At 73.8% G+C, this 19910-nt stretch carries 5 protein-coding genes; all 5 read right to left on the bottom strand.

Annotation, left to right across the window (positions count from 1 at the left end):
• Positions 1–54: 54 nt before the first annotated feature.
• Positions 55–14187, bottom strand: coding sequence for an amino acid adenylation domain-containing protein (locus tag ACZ6C6_RS27935; RefSeq protein ID WP_469206467.1), 14133 nt, complete (start codon positions 14185–14187; stop codon positions 55–57).
• A gap of 103 nt (positions 14188–14290) precedes the next feature.
• Positions 14291–15613 carry a serine hydrolase domain-containing protein gene (locus tag ACZ6C6_RS27930; protein WP_469206465.1) on the bottom strand — a complete coding sequence of 441 codons (1323 nt, stop codon included), beginning with the start codon at positions 15611–15613 and terminating at the stop codon, positions 14291–14293.
• Positions 15614–15839: 226 nt separating this feature from the next.
• The gene (locus ACZ6C6_RS27925) at positions 15840–16247 is read right to left on the bottom strand and encodes a hypothetical protein (protein WP_469206463.1); all 408 of its coding nucleotides are present in this window, start codon (positions 16245–16247) and stop codon (positions 15840–15842) included.
• Between the two features lie 91 nt (positions 16248–16338).
• Positions 16339–19092, bottom strand: coding sequence for an ABC transporter permease (locus ACZ6C6_RS27920; RefSeq protein ID WP_469206461.1), 2754 nt, complete (start codon positions 19090–19092; stop codon positions 16339–16341).
• A complete protein-coding gene (locus ACZ6C6_RS27915) occupies positions 19089–19901 on the bottom strand; it encodes an ABC transporter ATP-binding protein (RefSeq protein ID WP_469206459.1) in 813 nt (270 codons plus the stop codon). Before ACZ6C6_RS27915 ends, ACZ6C6_RS27920 begins: the two co-directional genes overlap by 4 nt.
• Positions 19902–19910 lie beyond the last annotated feature (9 nt).

The raw sequence follows: 19910 nt of genomic DNA, 5'->3' as shown, positions 1-19910 counted from the left end.
ATGGGGCCTGCCGGGTGTCGCCCGGCGGGCGGGGAACGGGGTGGGACGCGGGGGTCAGCCGGTCGGTCCGGTGGCGGTGCCCTCGGCCTCGGCGATGACCTGTGCCTCGATGGCCGTCGCCAGGTCGGCGACGGTGGGGTTGTCGAACAGGGCCCGGGCGGGCAGGTCGATGACGAAGAGTTCCCGGATGCGGGAGATGACCTGGATGCTGCGGATCGAGTCGCCGCCGAGGTCGAAGAAGTTGTCCTCGACGCCGAACTTCTCGACGCCCAGCACGTCGCCCCAGATCCCGGCGAGCAGTTCCTCGGCGGGGGTGCGGGGGGCCACGGCTTCCGGGCGGTCGCCCTGGGCCTCCTCCGGCGACGGCAGGGCACGGCGGTCGACCTTGCCGTTGGGGTTGAGGGGGAAGACGGGCAGGACGACCACGGCCGAGGGCACCATGTAGGCGGGCAGGGTGCCGCCGACGGATTCCTTCAGCTCCCGCGGGGACGGGGCGCGGTCGTCGGCGACGGGTACGACGTAGGCGACGAGCCGCTTGCTGCCGGGCTGGTCCTCGCGGGCCAGCACCAGGGCCTGGGCCACCTCAGGATGGGCCGTCAGGGCGGCCTCGATCTCACCGAGTTCGACGCGCAGGCCGCGGATCTTGACCTGGAAGTCGGTGCGCGAGACGAAGTCGAGGTTGCCGTCGGGCAGCCAGCGCACGAGGTCTCCGGTGCGGTACATCCGCTCGCCGGGGGCACCGAACGGGTCGGCGACGAACCGTGTCGCGGTGATGCCGGGCCGGTTCACGTAGCCGCGTCCGAGGCCGTCGCCGCAGACGTACAGCTCCCCGGGCACACCGGCCGGCACGGGGCGCAGCGCGTGGTCGAGGACCCGGAGCCGGGTGCCGGCGATGGGCGTGCCGATGGGCATCGGACCGTTTCCGCCGTAGTTGCCGTTGACCACGAACAGGGTGGTGAAGACGGTGCCTTCGGTGGGCCCGTAGCCGTTGATCATGCGGACGCCGGGCAGTTCGGTGACGACCTTGCGGCAGTGGGCCGGGGAGAGGGTGTCGCCGCCGGACATGAGGAGCCGCAGTCCGGCCAGGACCTGGATGTCGGTGTCCACGATCTCGTGGAACAGGCCGGCCGTGATCCAGACCGCGGAGACTCCGGCGCCCTGCAGGAACTTGCCGAGTTCGACGGCGGACATGGAGCGGGAGGGGCTGACGGCGAGGGCCGCGCCGTTGAGCCAGGCGCTCCAGATCTCCAGGGTCCCGGCGTCGAAGGAGACGGTGGCGAGCTGGCCGACGACGTCCTGGTCGGTGAGGGCGAGCTTCGGGTCGCGCGCCATGCGCAGCACGCCCCGGTGCGGGAGGACGGCACCCTTGGGGCGGCCGGTGGAGCCGGAGGTGTAGATGACGTGGGCCAGGTTGTCCGGGTGGACCGTCACCTCGGGCGCGGTCGCGGGCCGGGAGGCGAGGGCGGCGGCCTCCTCGGCGTCGTCCAGGAGCAGCAGCCGGGCGTCGGTGGCCGGCAGGGCGGTGACGCACTCGTGGTCGGTGACGACGAGGTCCGCGCCGGAGTCGGTGACCATGAACGCGAGGCGGTCGGCCGGGTAGGTGGGGTCGAGCGGCACATAGCCGCCGCCGGCCTTGAGGACCGCCAGCAGGGTCACGAACAGCTCGGCCCGCCGCCCGAGGCAGACACCCACGCGGGTGTCGGGGCGGACCCCGGCGTCGACCAGCCGGTGTGCGAGGCGGTTGGCGCGTGCGTCGAGTTCGGCGTAGCTGATGTCCCGGCCGTCGACGCTGAGCGCGGTCCGCCCGGGCACCCGGGCCACCTGGTCCGCGAAGACGGCCGTGAGGGTGGTGCCGCCGTCGCCGGGTGCGCCGCTGCCCCATTCTTCGAGGAGGCGGCGGTGCTCGTCGGGGGCGACCAGGGCGAGGTGGCCGAGGGTGTCCCCGGGGGCGGCGTGGACGACGGCGGTGGCGTGGAGGAGCAGGTCGTCACGGAGCGCCCGCACGGTGCCCCGGTCGAAGACCTCCGGGTCGTAGAGCAGGGACAGGGTGAGGCTGTCGCCCGTGTAGGCGGCCAGGTTGAGGGGGTAGTTGGTGGCCTCGACGGCGCTGATGTCGCTGACGGCCAGCCCTTGGGCGGCGGCCGCGTCGGTGTCGACGGGGTAGTTGGCGAAGACGACGAGGCTGTCGAAGAGCCGCTGCTCGGGGTCGAGGTCGCTGAGGGCCTGTACGCGGGTCAGGGGCAGGTAGTCGTAGCGGCGGGCCCGGACCTGGTCCTCCTGGAGGGCACGCAGCCAGTCGATGACCGGGCGGTCCGGGTCGAGGCGGACGCGTACCGGCAGGGAGTTGATGAACAGGCCGATCATGTCCTCGGCACCGGGCAGGTCGGTGGGCCGCCCGGACGTGGTCGCGCCGAACACCACGTCCTCGCGGCCGCTGCGCCCGGCGAGCATGAGCGCCCAGACACCCTGGACCACCGCGTTGACCGTCAGCCGGTTCCGGCGCGCGAACGCCTGCAACTCGGCGGTGAGTCCGGGGGTGAGGGTGACATCGACCCGCTCCGACGAGCGGGTGTGGCGGGAGTGCTCGACGGGGCGGTCCACGGGCAGCCGCACCGGTTCCTCGAAGCCTGCCAGGGACCCCCGCCAGTACTCCTCGGCGGCCCGGACGTCCTGGCGCCGGAGCCAGCGCGCCTGGTCGGCCAGCCGGCCGCCGTTGAGGGCGGGGGGCCGGGTGCCGTGCTGGTGCGCGGTGTGGTGGTCCAGGACGAGGGAGAGGACCCGGGACAGACTCCACCCGTCGAGCAGGACGTGGTGGAAGGTGAACAGGACGCGCACCCGCTCGTCGTCCACGCGGGCGAGGGTGAGCCGGGCCAGCGGCACCTGGTGCAGGTCCAGGCCGCGTTCCCGGTCGGTGGCCACGAGTGCGTCCCACCGGGCGTCCGGATCCGGAGCACCGCGCCAGTCGAGCGTCTCGGTCGGCAGGGTCACCGACCGGCGCACCACACGCACCGGCTCGGCAACCCCCTCCCACACGACCCCGACACGCAATGCCTGAACCGAGTCCACGACGCGCTGCCACGCCGCTGCGAACGCCTCCAGGTCGGCCACACCGTCGACCGAGAACATCAACTGCTCGAAGTACGCCGGAGCACCCGAACCCATCAACGCGTGGAACAGCATCCCGGACTGCATCGGCAGCAACGGCAGCACATCCTCCACACCACTGCCGTCACCCACCACCCGGTCCACACCCGCCTGATCCAGGGAGACCAACGGGAAGTCCGACGGAGAACAACCACCCGCCCCCGGCTCCTCGCACAGCGTCAGGAACTCCTCAAGCCCCGACACGAACGCCGCGACCAGCCCCTCCACCGTCGCCTCGGAAAACACCCCGGGCACCGAACCGAACTCCACCACCAACCGGCCACCCACCACCCGCGCCACCACGTCCAACGCATACGCCGGCCCGTCCAGCGGACTGGTGTCGCCGTCCTGGAGGAAGCCCGCGTCGCGCAGAAGCGATCCTCCGGTGTCGGAGCCGTAGGTGGTGCCGTCGAAGTGGCCGAGGTAGTTAAAGCTCACCCGGGGGCGCACGGAGTCCTCGAACGCGTCGGCGAGGTAACGCAGGGCGCCGTAGCCGATGCCTCGCCCGGGTACCGCTCGCAGCCCCTCCTTCGCGTCACGGACCAGGACGTCCCAGGCTGCTTCGGTGGCGTTCACCTCGAACGGGAACACCGTGGTGAACCAGCCCACCGTCCGCGACAGATCAACACCCCCGACCACGTCCTCACGACCATGGCCCTCCACGTCCACCACGACCCGGTCCCGGCCCGTCCAGTCACCCAGCACCCGGCCCAGAACCGCGAGCAACACCTCGTTCACCCGCGCCCGGAACAACGACGGAACCCGCTGCACCAACACCCGCGTCGCACCCACCGACAACTCACCCGACACCACACGCGGACCCGCCGCACCGGCATCCGGCTCACCCTCCACCGGAAGGTCCACGCAGACATCCCGGCCCACCCCGGACCAGTACTCCACCTCCCCGTCGAAGGCACCGGCTTCCACCGCACCACGCAACCCCGCCGCCCACTCACCGAACGACGACGAACCCGCGCCCAGATCCACCGGCGCACCCGACACCACCTGCCCGTACGCCACCTCCAAGTCCTCCAGCAACACCCGCCACGACACCCCGTCCACCACCAAGTGATGGGCGACCATCACCAGGCGGGTGCCGTCGGCGCCGAGGTCGAAGGTGAGGGCCTGGAAGAGCGGTCCGGAGGCGAGGTCCATGCCTGCCTGGGCGGTGCGGACCGTGCGGTCCAGCTCGGCCGTACGCTGCTCCGGCGGCAGGCCGGAGAGGTCGTGGTGGTGCAGCGGTGCGCTGTCCGTGGGCGCGGCGGCCGACTGGATCCACGTGCCGTCGTCGGTGCGCCCGAAGCGCATGCGCAGGGCGTCGTGCCGCTCCACCAGCGCGGTCATCGCGGTGGCCAGGGCCGTGCGGTCGGCGTCGGCGGGCAGGGTCGCGGCCATCGACATGCCGAAGTGGTGCGGTGCGGCCGTGTGGGTGCGGAAGAACCACTCCTGTACGGGGGTCGTTCCCACGGGTCCGTGGACGGCCGGGCGTTCGTCGGTGGTGTCCTCCTGGGAGGCGTTCTCGACGCGTTCGGCGAGGATCGCCACCGTCTGGCAGTCGAAGACGTCCTTGGGCGAGACGGTGAGTCCGGCGGCGCGGGCGCGGGAGACGACCTGGATGCTCAGGATCGAGTCGCCGCCCAGATCGAAGAAGTTGTCCTCGACCCCGACCGACTCCACCCCCAACACCTCGGCCCAGATCCCCGCGAGCACCGCCTCCACCGGCGTCCGCGCGGCAACCCGCACACCCTCCACCGACCCGGAAACCTCCGGAACCGGCAACGCACGACGGTCGACCTTCCCGTTCGGCGTCAACGGCAACGCATCCAGCACCACGAACACCGACGGCACCATGTACTCCGGCACCACACCCGAAACGAACCGGCGCACCTCCCCCACATCCACCGAGCCCACACCCGGCCGCGGCACCACATACGCCACCAGCCGCCTGCCCGAACCCGGCCCGGCGTTGCTCAGGAGCACGGCGGCCTGGCCGACGGCGGGGTGGCCGGCGAGGGCCGTCTCGACCTCGCCGAGTTCGACGCGGTGGCCGCGGACCTTGATCTGGGTGTCGGCGCGTCCGACGAAGACCAGCTGTCCGTCGTGGGCCCAGCGCACCAGGTCGCCCGAGCGGTACATGCGGCTGCCGGGGGCGCCGAACGGGTCGGCCAGGAAGCGGGACGCGGTCTCGGCGGGGCGGTTGAGGTAGCCGAGCGCGACGCCCTCGCCACCGATGTAGAGCTCGCCCACGGTGCCGGGCGCCACGGGGCGCAGCCAGCCGTCGAGGACGTAGGCGCGCACTCCGGCGTACGGGCGGCCGATCGGCGGGTCGCCGGGCCGCTCGGGCGACAGGGCGCCGCTGAAGGTCGTGCCGATGGTGGCCTCGGTGGGGCCGTAGCCGTTGACCATGCGCCTGCCGTGGCCCCAGCGGGCCACGAGGTCGGCCTGCACGGGCTCGGCACCGACGAGCAGGGTGCGCAGGTGCGGCAGTTCGCGCTGGGGCAGGGTGGCCAGCATGGCGGGCAGGATGAGGGCGTGGTTGACCTCGTGCTGTTCCAGCAGGTCGGTCAGTTCCTCGGCGGAGAGGGGGCCGGGGCGCGAGATGACGAGGGTCCCGCCCAGGCCGAGGGCCGACACCACTTCGAGGACGGAGGCGTCGAAGCTGGGTGAGGCGAACTGCAGGACCCGGTCGCCCTGGCGGACACCGAAGTTGTCGGCGGGCACGGTGAGCAGCCCGCTCAGGCCGGTGTGCGGCACGAGGACGCCCTTGGGCAGTCCGGTCGAGCCCGAGGTGTAGATGATGTACGCGGGCCGGTGCGGGTCCTCGGGGATGTCCGGCAGCTCCGCGGGCAGGGCCGCGAGTACGGCGCCGAGGGTGTCCACCGTCTCGGTCCGGGCCGCGTGGCGCGCGGGGAGCGTGTCCAGGAACCGGGTCTCGGTCAGGATCACCGTCACACCGGAGTCGGTGATCATGTGCTCCAGGCGGTCGGCCGGGTAGCGCGGGTCGAGCGGTACGTAGACGGCGCCGGAGTGCGCCACCGCGACCATCGCGGTGAGCCACGGGATGCCCTGTTGCAGGGCGACGCCCACCCGGTCGCCGGGGCGGACTCCGGTGGCGATGAGGTGGTGGGCGAGGCGGGCGGCCGCGCCGTGCAGTTCGGCGTACGTGACGCTGTCGTCGCCGGAGACCGCCGCACGCAGGTCCGGGGTGCGGGCGAGCTGGGCGCGGAGGATGCCGGAGAGGGTCCGGTGCTCCCCCGCCGTGTCCGGGCCGCTGCCCCAGTCGCCCAGGAGGCGGCGGTGCTCGTCGGGGGTGACCAGGGCGAGGTGGCCGAGGGTGTCCCCGGGGGCGGTGCGGGCGACGGCGGTGGCGTGGAGGAGCAGGTCGTCGCAGAGTGCCCGCACGGTGTCCTCGGCGAAGGCGTCCGGGTCGTAGGCGAGGACGAGGTCGATCCGGGCGCCGTCGTACGCCACCAGGTTGAGGGGGTAGTTGGTGGCCTCGACGGCGCTGATGTCGCTGACGGCCAGTCCCTGGGCGGCGGCCGCGTCGGTGTCGACCGGGTAGTTCTCGAAGACGACGAGGCTGTCGAAGAGCCGCTGCTCGGGGTCGAGGTCGCTGAGGGCCTGTACGCGGGTCAGGGGCAGGTAGTCGTAGCGGCGGGCCCGGACCTGGTCCTCCTGGAGGGCGCGCAGCCAGTCGATGACCGGGCGGTCCGGGTCGAGGCGGACGCGTACCGGCAGGGAGTTGATGAACAGGCCGATCATGTCCTCGGCACCGGGCAGGTCGGTGGGCCGCCCGGACGTGGTCGCGCCGAACACCACGTCCTCGCGGCCGCTGCGCCCGGCGAGCATGAGCGCCCAGACACCCTGGACCACCGCGTTGACCGTCAGCCGGTTCCGGCGCGCGAACGCCTGCAACTCGGCGGAGACCTCCGGGGTCAGGGGTACGGTCATGCGGGCCGAGGACCGGCTGTCCTGGGAGCGTTCGACCAGGCGGTCGGCCGGCAGCTCGACGGGCGTGTCGTAGCCCGCGAGGACGGTGCGCCAGTACTTCTCGGCCTCCGGCAGGTCCCGGTCGGCCAGCCACCTGACGTGGTCGGCGAGGCCGCGGTCGGCCGCCGAGGGGGGCCGGGTGCCGTGCTGGTGGGCGGTGTGGTGGTCCAGGACGAGGGAGAGGACCCGGGCGAGGCTCCAGCCGTCGAGCAGCATGTGGTGGAAGGTGAACAGGACGCGAACGCGGTCCTCGCCGACGCGGGCGAGGGTGAGCCGGGCCAGCGGCACCTGGTGCAGGTCCAGACCGCGGTCCCGGTCGGCGGCCACGAGTGCGTCCCACCGGGCATCCAGATCCGGAGCACCGCGCCAGTCGAGCGTCTCGGTCGGCAGGGTCACCGACCGGCGCACCACACGCACCGGCTCGGCAACCCCCTCCCACACGACCCCGACACGCAGCGCCTGAACCGAGTCCACGACGCGCTGCCACGCCGCTGCGAACGCCTCCAGGTCGGCCACACCGTCGACCGAGAACATCAACTGCTCGAAGTACGCCGGAGCACCCGAACCCATCAACGCGTGGAACAGCATCCCGGACTGCATCGGCAGCAACGGCAGCACATCCTCCACACCACTGCCGTCACCCACCACCCGGTCCACACCCGCCTGATCCAGGGAGACCAACGGGAAGTCCGACGGAGAACAACCACCCGCCCCCGGCTCCTCGCACAGCGTCAGGAACTCCTCAAGCCCCGACACGAACGCCGCGACCAGCCCCTCCACCGTCGCCTCGGAAAACACCCCGGGCACCGAACCGAACTCCACCACCAACCGGCCACCCACCACCCGCGCCACCACGTCCAGCGCGTGTGAGCGCCCGTCCAGCGGGCTGTGCTCCCCGCGGGGGTGCGGCAACATGGCGCGGTAGAGGGTGCTGTCGGCCGTCATTCCGTCGAAGTGGCCGAGGTAGTTGAAGCTCACCTGGGGGCGTACGGGGTCGCCGAGGGTGTCGGCGACGAAGTCGGGGTCGGCGAGGTGGCGCAGGGCGCCGTAGCCGATGCCTCGCCCGGGTACCGCTCGCAGCCCCTCCTTGGCGTCACGGACCAGGACGTCCCAGGCTGCTTCGGTGGCGTTCACCTCGAAGGGGAACACCGTGGTGAACCAGCCCACCGTCCGCGACAGATCAACACCCTCGACCACGTCCTCACGACCATGGCCCTCCACGTCCACCACGACCCGGTCCCGGCCCGTCCAGTCACCCAGCACCCGGCCCAGAACCGCGAGCAACACCTCGTTCACCCGCGCCCGGAACAACGACGGAACCCGCTGCACCAACACCCGCGTCGCATCCACCGACAACTCACCCGACACCACACGCGGACCCGCCGCACCGGCATCCGGCTCACCCTCCACCGGAAGGTCCACGCAGACATCCCGGCCCACCCCGGACCAGTACTCCACCTCCCCGTCGAAGGCACCGGCTTCCACCGCACCACGCAACCCCGCCGCCCACTCACCGAACGACGACGAACCCGCGCCCAGATCCACCGGCGCACCCGACACCACCTGCCCGTACGCCACCTCCAAGTCCTCCAGCAACACCCGCCACGACACCCCGTCCACCACCAAGTGATGCGCGATCACGACGAGTTCGGCCGATCCCGCGCCGAGGTCGAGGAGGGCGAAGCGGATCAGGGGGCCGGTGGCCAGGTCGAAGCCGGTCTGGAGGGCGTCGGTGATGCGGGTGACGGCCTCGGCGCGCTCCTCGCCCTCGACGGCTGACAGGTCGTGCCGTTCCAGGCGTACGGAGTCGTCGGTGGCCAGGGCGCGCTGGCGCCAGCCGGCCCCGGTGCGCTCGAAGCGCGTACGCAGGGCGGCGTGCTGCTCGACCAGTGCGGACACGGCGGTGGCCAGGGCCCCGGGGTCGGTGCCGGGCGCGAGTTCGAGGTGCACGGCCATGTTGAAGTGGTGCGGGGCCTTGCGGTGCGTGCGGAAGAACCAACGCTGGATGGGGGTGAGCACCACGGGGCCCTCCACGGGACGCTTGTCGGATCGTTCGGCTTCGTCGGCCTCGGCGAGGCCGGCCACGAGTGCGGCGATGGTCTGGCGCTGGAAGATGTCCTGCGAGGTGACGGTGAGTCCGGCGGCGCGGGCGCGGGAGACGACCTGGATGCTCAGGATCGAGTCGCCGCCCAGATCGAAGAAGTTGTCCTCGACCCCGACCGACTCCACCCCCAACACCTCGGCCCAGATCCCCGCGAGCACCGCCTCCACCGGCGTACGCGCGGCAACCCGCACACCCTCCACCGACCCGGAAACCTCCGGAACCGGCAACGCACGACGGTCGACCTTCCCGTTCGGCGTCAACGGCAACGCATCCAGCACCACGAACACCGACGGCACCATGTACTCCGGCACCACACCCGAAACGAACCGGCGCACCTCCCCCACATCCACCGAGCCCACACCCGGCCGCGGCACCACATACGCCACCAGCCGCCTGCCCGAACCCGGCCCGGCCAGGGCCGTGACCACGGCCTGGGCGACGTCCGGGTGGTCGGCCACGGCGGATTCGGCCTCGCCGAGCTCCACGCGGAAGCCGCGGATCTTGACCTGTCCGTCGCCCCGGCCCAGGAATTCGAGCCTGCCGTCGGCCATCCAGCGAACCCGGTCGCCCGTGCGGTACATGCGGCTGCCGGGCGCGCCGAACGGGTCGGCCACGAACCGCTCGGCCGTCAGGGCGTACCGGTTGACGTACCCGTGGGCCAGGCCCTCGCCCGCGACGTACAGTTCGCCGCCGACTCCGACGGGGACGGGGCGCAGGCGGTCGTCGAGGACGTAGAGCCGGGTGTCGCCGATCGCGGCGCCGAGGGGCACGGTCTCCCGGGTGACGTCCTCGGCGCGGAGGGCCCCGGCCGCGGCGAAGGTGGTGGTCTCGGTGGGGCCGTATCCGTTGATGAGGGTGGTGCCGGGGAGCTGTTCGAGGACGGCGCGGCAGTGCCTCGGGGAGAGCGCGTCGCCACCGGCCAGGAGATGGCGCACCCCGGCCAGGGCCTGGAGGTCGGCGTCCACGATCTCGTGGAAGAGCCCGGCGGTCAGCCAGAGCGTGGTGACCCCGTGCGTCTCCAGGAACGTCCGCAGCTCGGGCGGGTCCAGGACACCGGCCGGTGCCAGGGCCAGCGTCGCCCCGTTGAGCAGGGCGCCCCAGATCTCGAAGGTGGCGGCGTCGAAGGACACCGATGCCGCCTGGGCGACGACGTCCTGGGGGGTGAGTTCGATGTACGGGGTGTGGCGCACCACGCGGTCGACGGCCCGGTGCGGGGTCAGGGTGCCCTTGGGGGTGCCGGTGGAGCCGGAGGTGTAGATGACGTACGCCCCGTGGTCGGGGGTGAGACCGGCGTCGGCCGGCCCGGCCGGGGCGGCGTCGATCGCCCGGTGGTCCGCGTCGACGAGGACCAGGGGGCGTCCCTCGGCGCCGAGCCGGCGGCGGCCGTCCGCGTCGGTGACCAGGAGCACGGTCTCCGAGTCGCTGAGCATGAACTCCTGGCGCGCGAGCGGATACGCCGGGTCCACCGGCACATAGGCGGCCCCGGCCTTGAGGATGCCGAGCAGGGCGACGATCAGGGAGGTGCCCCGGGGCAGGGAGAGGCCGACGCGGTCGCCGGTGCGCACACCGCGCTCGCGCAGGTGGTGGGCCAGCCGGTTGGTGCGCAGGTCGAGGTCGGCGTAGGTGAGCCGGGTCGCGCCCTGCCGGACGGCGACGGCGTCCGGGGTGCGCGCGGCCTGGCGGGCGAACAGGTCCGTGAGGGTGGCCGGGGCGACACCGCGCTCGTCGGTGTTCCAGTCGTGGAGCACGCGGTGGCGCTGCGGACCGGTCAGGAGGGAGGCGTCGGCCATGGGGCGCTGCGGGGCCTCGGTGAGCTCGGCGAGCAGGGCGCACAGGTGGCCGGTGAAGCGCTCGACGGTGTCGCGGTCGAAGAGGTCGGTGTTGTATTCGGCGGAGGCGGTGAGGGAGCCGTCGGTGCCCGGCCAGAATTCCAGGGTGAGGTCGAACAGGGCGGCCTCGCAGGGGAGGACGGCCTCCTCGACGCGGACCCCGGGGAGCCGGGGCAGGCCGCCGGGCACGTTCTGGAGCACCAGCATGACCTGCACCAGCGGCGGGACGCTCGGGTCGCGCCCGGGCAGTACGGCGTCGACGACCCGGTCGAAGGGGACCAGGCCGTGTGCGACGGCGTCGGTGACGGTGCGCCGGGCTCGGGCGGTGAACTCGGCGAAGGTCAGGGACTCGTCCACGTCGGTGCGCAGGCTGAGGGTGTCCACGAAGAAGCCGACGAGATCGGCGAGTTCGGCCCTCGGGCGGCCGGAGTCGACGGTGCCGAGCACGATGTCGCGCTGTCCGGTGAGGCGGGCGAGGAAGAGCTGCACGCCGGCGGTGAGCGCGGTGAAGAGCGTGCCGCCGGCGGCCCGGCCGAGGTCGGTCAGGCGGTGTGCCGTGGCCTCGGGCACCGTGAACAGGACGCGGTCACCGGCCGAGGTGCGTGCCTGCGGGCGCGGCCGGTCCGTGGGCAGTTCCAGGGGGAGGACGCCGTCGAGGGTCCGCTTCCAGAAGTCCAGTTGCTTCCCGGCCTCCGGGGTGTCCTGGAGGGCGCGCTGCCAGGCGGCGAAGTCCGCGTACTGGACGGGGAGTTCCGGCAGTCCGGCGGCGGTGGCGAGGGTGTCGGGCCGGGCGTCGGGGGTGGCCAGCGCGGCGGCGTAGAGCGGTCCCAGTTCGCGGGTGAGGACGTCCATCGACCACGCGTCGGCGGCGATGTGGTGCGCGGTGAGGACGAGCAGGTGTTCCTCGGGGGCGGTGCGTACGAGGCGGGCGCGCAGCAGGGGCGCGGTGGCGAGGTCGAAGGGGGCGCCGGTCTCGGCGCGCAGCAGCCGGTCGAGGGCCTGGTCGCGGGCGGCGTCCGTCCCGGTGGACAGGTCGTCCACGGCGACGGGGACGTGGACGGTGCCGGGGTCGGCGGTCACCTGGGCGGGGGTGCCGTCCTCCTCGGTGAACGAGGTGCGCAGGGGCTCGTGCCGTGCGGCCAGGGCGGTCAGCGCGGCGCCGAGAGCCCGGGGGTCGACGCCGCCCTGGAGGCGCAGCCCGGTGGAGCAGTTGTAGGCGGCCGAGTCCGGCTCGTGGCGGTGGAGGAACCACAGGCGCTGCTGGGCGGCGGACAGCGGCAGCCGCGGCCCCCGGGGGACGGGTTCGATGGCGGGCCGGCGCGGCCCCCGGTCCTGGGCGAGGGTACGCACGTGGGCGGCGAGCCGGGCGACGGTGGGGTGGTCGAAGTGGGCGGCGGCGTCGAGGGTGACGCCGAGGCTCCGTTCGACCTGGAAGGCGGCGCGGAGGGCGGTGATGGAGTCGCCGCCGAGGGCGAAGAAGTCGTCGTGCGCGCCTATTCGGCCGGCCGGGAGCAGGTCGGCCCAGATGGCGGCGAGCGCGCGTTCCGTCTCGTCGCGCGGTGCGGTGTGCTCGGCGGTGCCGGGCCCGGCGGGCGCCTGGGGTGCGGGCAGGGCCGCACGGTCGACCTTGCCGTTGGGGGTGAGGGGGAAGCGGTCCAGCGGGACGAGGGCGGCGGGCACCATGTGGCCGGGCAGGGAGGCGGCCAGGTGGTCGCGCAGGGCCGCCTCGTCGGGGGTGCGGGTGGCGTCGACGGGTACGTAGTAGGCGACGAGCCGGGCGGTGCCCCGGTCCTCGCGGACGACGGCGACGGCCTGGAGGACGGTCTCGTGCCCGGTGAGCGCGGTCTCGATCTCGCCGAGTTCGACCCGGAGCCCCCGGATCTTGACCTGGTCGTCGGAGCGCCCGACGAACTCGAAGGTGCCGTCGGGCAGCCGGCGGGCGAGGTCGCCGGTGCGGTACATCCGCGAGCCGGCCACGCCGTACGGGTCGGCGACGAAGCGCTCGGCGGTCAGGGCGGCCCGGTTGACGTAGCCGCGGCCCACCCCTTCGCCCGCGATGCACAGTTCGCCGGTCGCGCCGTCGGGGACGGGGCGCAGCCGCTCGTCCAGGACGAGGACGCGTACGCCGTCCACGGGGCGTCCGATGCCGGGCGACTGGACGAGGTCGGTGGCCAGCGGCCCGTTCATGGTCGCGGTCACGGTCGCCTCGGTGGGTCCGTACGCGTTGAACATGCGCCGGCCGGCCGCCCAGCGGGCCACGACCTCGGGCGGGCAGGGCTCGCCCCCGGTCGCCAGGGCGCGCAGGCCGGGCAGCGGTGCGGGCGGCACGGTGGCCAGCACGGAGGGCGGGATCATGGCGTGGGTGATCGCCGCGTCCGCGAGCAGTTCGGCCAGGGCGTCGCCGACGGTCTGGGTGGCCCGGGAGGGCAGGACCAGGGTGGCGCCCGCGTACCAGGTCTGCACGATGTCCGCGATGGAGACGTCGAAGTTGGGCGAGGCGAACTGCAGGACGCGGCTGTCGCCGTCGATGGCCAGGGCGGAGGTGTGGGCGGCGCCGAGGTGCGGGATGCCGCGGTGGGTGACGGCAACGGCCTTGGGGCGGCCCGTCGAGCCCGAGGTGAACAGGACGTACGCGGTGTTGTCGGGCAGGACCGTCACCGCGGGCGGGGTGCCGGGGTGGTCGAGGTCGCGGCCGGCGGGGCCGTCGAGCAGCAGGGCGGCGGGGGCGTTCGCCGGCCGGTTCCCGGTGCCGTGGCTGCTGACGACGAGCCGGACCCCGGCGTCGGCGACCATGAATTCCAGCCGGTCCGGCGGGTAGCCCGGGTCCAGGGGGAGGTAGGCGGCGCCCGCCTTGAGGATGGCCAGCAGCACGACCACGAGGTCCGGTCCGCGCTCCAGGCACACGCCGACCCGGGTCTCCGGTCCGGCTCCCAGCTCGGTCAGCCGGTGGGCCAGCCGGTTGGCGCGGCGGTCGGCCTCGCCGTAGGTCAGTACGGTCGTGCCGCACTCCACGGCCGTGTGGTCGGGGCGCCGTGCCGCCTGCGCCTCGAACAGGCCGTGCAGGGTGGCGGCGCCGGACGGCTGCCATGCCCGCGGGTGAATGCTGCTGTCAGTCTTCATTCCGAGACCCCAGAAAGCGCAGATAACTGCCGGATGGAAAAAGAGGACCGGTGCTGGAAGGAGGACCGGCCGGCCCGGTTCCGCTGTGCCGGATCGCCGGTGCTCACGTCGGGCGTGGTTCCCGCAGCAGGGTGCGTCCGCTGTATTGGAGGGCCTGGATACGGCCCGTGGCCCGGTCCTTGACGAAACGTCCGAGGGTGGCGGGGAAATCGGTGCCCGCCGAGCTGAACACGCCGCCGGCGCGGGGGACGAGGTGCTCGGAGAGCCCGCCCGGCAGCCGGAGCGTCATCCCGTCGCCCGCGATGACGGCGTCGACGGTGAGGTCGCCGTTGCGGTACGTCCCGGCGCATTCCGCGAACCGCCCGGCGGACACCGCCGGCGGGAACTCCGGTGCGTGCACGCCCACGTCGAGGCCGCCGTCCCGCAGCCGGCGCACCAGCACCTCCCACAGCCGGGCGCCCGTGGCGGAGTTGGTGGTCAGGGCGACCACCGTGCCGTCCTCGGGGCGGATGCGCAGGTGGCAGGTGGTGCCGTCGAGGGCTCCGTCGTGGCCGAGCCAGAGGTTGCCGGGGCGGCCGAAGAGGCCGAGACCCGCGCCCCAGGAGTGGGCCAGGCCGTACGGGCCGGGGCCGGGCACGGGCCGGCCCATCTCGCGCAGCACGGCCGGGTCGACCAGGTCGGTGCCGGCCCGGTCCTCCGGCCGGTCCAGGTGCATCCGGGCGAAGCGCACCAGGTCCGTCGCGCTGCCGGCGAGACCGCCGGCGGGCATGGACCCGGCGTCGGTGCGTGCGGGGACGACGTGCACGACCTCGTTGCCGCCGGCGCCGGTGCGGGTGCGGTGTCCGCAGGGCGAGGGGGCGGGGCCGGGGCCGAGGGGGGTGCCGCCGAGCAGCCGGATGCCGGTGCCCAGCGGTTCGAGCAGGTACGTCCGCAGGGCCTCCCACCACGACAGCGCGGTCACCGTCTCGATGAGGCGGCCGGCGATGCCGTAGCCGACGTTGGAGTACGAGAAGGCCCCGCGCACCGGCCATCCGGTGGGGTGCGCTTCGGCGCGGTCCAGGAATCCCTCGTACCAGTCCCGCAGGGTGCGTGCCTGCTCGTCGTCGTGGTCCGAGGGCAGCCCCGCGGTGTGGCTGAGGAGCATGCGCGGGGTGGCGGCGAGCACGGCCTGGGCGCCGGGGCGGCGGGCGGGCAGCCGGCCGCCGACGGGGCGGTCCAGTTCCAGGTCGCCGTCGGAGACGAGTTGCAGCAGCAGCGCCGCGGTGAACGCCTTGGTCACCGATCCGTAGGCGAAAAGCGAATCGTCACCGACGGGCCTTCCGGTTCCGAATTCCTCCGTACCGAACGACCGGGTCGTCAGAACGCCCCCGTGGAGCACGGCCAATTGACCGCCGGTCACTCCGGTGTTTTCCGCGAGTTCTTTCACTGTGTCCCGGTCGGGGCACGTTTCGGGCCGTTTTCTCGTCGGTGCGCCAGACACGGACGAACCCCGCCTCCCCGATCGGATGAGTATTCCAAGGAAGGCGGTGTCCGGATGCCGTCTTGTGGCTCACCGCCCCGGGAAATCTTCGAGGAGTCGAGCCCATTCGAACAGAATATTTAGCGCTGTCGCAAACACGCAGTCCGTGAGCACTGCGCGGCCGTTCGGGCGGTCAGGTCCGGGGCGGGAGTACGAGGGCGGCGATCATGAGGGCCAGCACCCCGCCCCCGGCGTTCCACAGTCCGCGCTGCACGTCGGTCACCTCGAAGGCGACGGGGGCCACCGCGCGGATCTGCTGCACGGTCCACAGGACGCCCGTCGCCAGGCCCGCCAGGCAGGCCACGGCCAGCACGGCCCGGGAACGCAGGAGCAGGCCCAGCACGGCGACGGCGGCCGCGCCGGCCAGTAACACCAGCATGGAGCTGCCGGTCCCGCTCGCCGTTTCGGGTCCCAGGCCGGTGAACAGGTCCGTCAGCTCCACCTCGCGCGGTTCGCGCCCCTCGTACCAGGGCTGGAAGGCGCTGAGCACGAGCGCCGCGGCTCCGGCCAGGGCGAGCAGGACTGAGGCGATACGGGCCATGGTGCGGCTCCTCGATCTCTTGTACGGGTCTGACGCTTCGCCTTCGATCCTGTCCCGTCCGGCCGGCGGCCGCACAGGAGATGACGGTGAGTCAGGAGCGTTGCAGGGCCGCCGGACGACGGCGGCGCAGCGCCGGACGGGCCGGCAGGAGGATGCCCGCCGCCACGGTCACGACGACGACCAGGACGATGGCCGCCACCTGGACCGGCGGCAGATAGGGCAGCGATCCGGTGACGGACAGGCTGAACGCGGTGAGGGGGATCAGGGCGGCCAGCTCGCCGACCACCAGTCCGGCGACGATCACGATCGCCGCCTCGACCCGCAGCATGCGCCGGACCTGGCCGCGCCCCGCGCCCACCAGCCGGAGCAGGACCAGCTCCTGGCGGCGTCCGATGACGATGAGCACCAGGGTGCTGAGGACGGCGATGACGGTGAACCCGCCGACGACCGCGACGGCCACGGCGGTGAGCACCTGGCTCACACCCCGGTCCTCGGACTGGAGGTGCTCCAGGCTCGGGTGCGCGGTCACCCGCGCGCCGAGCACGGCACCGGAGAGCGCCTTGTCCACCGCCTTCCGCACGTCCTCCCGGTCGGCGTCCGGGGCGACCCGGGCGAGGATGCGGGTGTCCAGCGGCGCGGTCACGTGCCGCGCCAGCGCCTCGCGGGCGAACAGGAAGTCGCCGAGCGCGAGGCCCCGTTCGTAGACCGCGACCACCCGCAGGGAGGCGGTGACCCCGTCGCCGTAGCGCAGCCGCACCGTGGAGCCGACCCCGGCGTCCAGGGCGTCGGCCCGGGCCGAGCCGAGCGCGACGGTGCCTTCGCGCAGGTCCTTCAGGGAGCCGGAGGTGACGTCGGGGTCGAGCGTGGCGGGCAGGGCGGCGGGCGTGATGCCCACCACCGGGAGCCGTTCGAGGACGGGGTCACCGGCCTCCTTCCTGGCGAGGACGACCGTGCTGTGGAGGGCGCCCGTTGCGGCCTCGACGCCCGGCACGGCGGCCACCCGGCGGGCGGCCCCCGCGGGCAGTCCGGCGTCCTCGGTGGTCACGACGAGGTCGGCGCGCATCGCCTGCCGGGCCTGGGCGCTTCCTTCGTGGTCCATCGTGGCGCCCGCCGCGAGCTGGACGCCCACGAAGGCGACGACCAGGACGACCGGGGTGATGGCCGCCCCCAGACGGCGCGAGTTCGCGGTGGTGGACGCGGCGGCGAGGTAGCCCCCGGCGCCGCCGAGCTTCCGGGCGGGCGGCGCGAGCAGGCGCATGGCGCCCCGGGCGATCCAGGGGCCGAGGAGCGCGCAGGCGATCACCAGGGCGAGGGCCGCGCTGCCCGCCGCCATGGCCGCCAGCTCGCCCGACTGCAGGGCCGCGGTGCCCGCGGAGCTGAGGCCGGCGAAGAGCACGACGAGGCCGGTCACGGTGCGGCCCCGGCCGGGCTGCCCCGGTTCGCTCTGGGCCTCGCCGAGCGCCTGGGCGGGACGGATCTTGGCGATGCGGCCGCAGGCCAGGGCGGCCGCGACCCGGGCCACGACCAGGGTCAGGACGGCCGTCAGGACCGGGGTCGCGAACATCCAGGGCAGGACCGGGAGGTCGAGCCCGACGGGGACGGCGCCGCGGTCGCGCAGCATCCACAGCAGCATCAGGAAGACCGGGACGGCGCCGACCGCGCCCACCACGGCCGCCGTGGTGGCGACGCCGGTCACCTCGCGGCCGACCGTCACCCGCAGCTGCCAGGGGGTCGCGCCGACCGCGCGCAGCAGCGCCAGCTCGCGGGCCCGCTGGTGGACCGCCTGGGTGACCGTGCCGGCCACCACGAGCACGGCGATCATGATGACGGTCGCGCACAGCATGGCCAGCAGGTTGAGCAGGCTGGACCGGCTCGGCGCGGCGTCCAGGAACTCCGCCTGGCCGCGCCCGTTGCCGGTCAGCACCCGCAGCAGCGAGCTGTCCTGCGGGTCCCGGCTGCCGGCGACGGCGTCCCGGGCCGGTTTCTCACCGGCCAGGGCCTTGCGCAGGCCGGGGTAGAGCTCGTGCACGCTGACGCCGTCGTCGGCGAGCACGCCGATGGCGTCGACGGTGCCGGGGTGGCCGGACAGCCGGGCGGCCTCGCCCTCGGTGAAGAAGACCGCGCCCTGGTGGGCGAGCCCGGCGTCGTCCGCCTCGCCCTTCGGGGCGACGATGCCGGAGACCACGTAGTCGGCGGGCGCGCCGAGCATCTGGAGCCGCAGCCGGTCGCCGGGGCGTACGCCCGCGCGTGCGGCCAATTCGCCGTCGACGGCCACCTGGCGGGCCCCCGCGGGCGCCTTGCCGGTGCGCAGGGTGAACGGGGCGAGCGCCGCCGTCGGCCAGCCGTGGCCGTACACGGGCGCGGTCCCGGAGTCGCTGTCCGGTCCGGGCACGCCCCGGCCGTCGGCGCGGGCGAGCGCGACCGGGAAGCTACTGTCCGGGACGGCGGCACGCACGCCGGGCACCTCGGCGAGCCGGTCCACGACGGCGGCCGGGACGCGGACGCGTTCGGTGAGCGACTGGGTGACCGTGGTCATCGGGTCGCCCCAGGGCTTGGCCCGGTAGCGGGTGGTCTGGTCGGCGGCGACGACGGCGGTGGTCGCCGCGTACCGCTCGACGTGGGCGTGGCCCACGAACGCCGACAGGGTGGCCAGGGCGAAGCTGCCGAGGAGGAGCGCGGTGAGCACGAGGGCAGCGAAGACGGCGGCCCACGCCTTGCGGTGCAGCCGCATGGAGCGGCGGGCGAGGAAGCGGGCGGTGCGCTGGACGCGCCCGACCGACTCCCCGTGCCGCTTCCGGGCTCCGGTGCGGCCGGCGGGCGGCAGGGTGTCGACGGCCACGGTCATCGCTCCCCGAGCCCGGCGAGGCGCCGGGCCACGGTCTCCGGCTCGGGGCGGTCCTCGCGGGCGACGATGTGCCCCGCCTCGATGAAGATCGCCTCGTCGGTCCAGGCGGCGGCCTGCGGGTCGTGGGTGACCATGACCACGGTGTGGCCCGACCCGTCCACGGCCTCGCGCAGCAGCCGCAGCACCTCGCGGGCGGTGACCGGGTCGAGCGCCCCGGTCGGTTCGTCGGCGAAGATCACTGCCGGGTCGGTGACCAGGGCGCGGGCGATGGCCACGCGCTGCTGCTGGCCGCCCGAGAGGCGGAGCGGGGAGTCGTCCGCGCGGTCGCCGAGGCCGACGGCCGCCAGCACCCTGAGGGCGCGCTCGCGCACGGCGGGGTCCTGCGGGTTCATGCCGCGCAGCAGCAGCGGCAGGGCGGTGTTCTCGCCGACGGTGAGCGACGGTACGAGGTTGAGGGACTGGAAGACGAAGCCGATCCGGTCCCTGCGGAGCCGGGTGAGCGCGGCCTCGGAGAGCTGCGAGAGGTCGGTGCCGCCGACCCGTACGGTGCCGGAGGTGGGCTGGTCGAGCCCGGCGGCGCACTGCAGGAAGGTGGTCTTGCCGGAGCCGGAGCGGCCCATGACGGCCAGGAAGCGGCCCGGCGGCACCTCCATGCTCACGTTGTCCAGCGCGTGGAAGTCCTGTCCGCCGCGCCGGTAGCGCCGGGTGACGGATTCGAGGGTGAGCGCGCCGGCGCCCGCCATGTCGTGGCCTGCCGCGCGCGCCGGGCCGGCGGGCCCGGGGTTCCTTCTCCCCATGCGAAGTGCCATTGATTCGCC

The organism is Streptomyces sp. NPDC041814, assembly GCF_055590565.1.
This window is presented reverse-complemented; position numbering and strand designations above follow the sequence as displayed.

What these genes read in the sequence shown, in the direction of transcription:
- ACZ6C6_RS27935 (WP_469206467.1), bottom strand. Translation starts at nt 14,187, where the DNA reads ATGAAGACTGACAGCAGCATTCACCCGCGGGCATGGCAGCCGTCCGGC.
- ACZ6C6_RS27925 (WP_469206463.1), bottom strand. Translation starts at nt 16,247, where the DNA reads ATGGCCCGTATCGCCTCAGTCCTGCTCGCCCTGGCCGGAGCCGCGGCG.
- ACZ6C6_RS27920 (WP_469206461.1), bottom strand. Translation starts at nt 19,092, where the DNA reads ATGACCGTGGCCGTCGACACCCTGCCGCCCGCCGGCCGCACCGGAGCC.
- ACZ6C6_RS27915 (WP_469206459.1), bottom strand. Translation starts at nt 19,901, where the DNA reads ATGGCACTTCGCATGGGGAGAAGGAACCCCGGGCCCGCCGGCCCGGCG.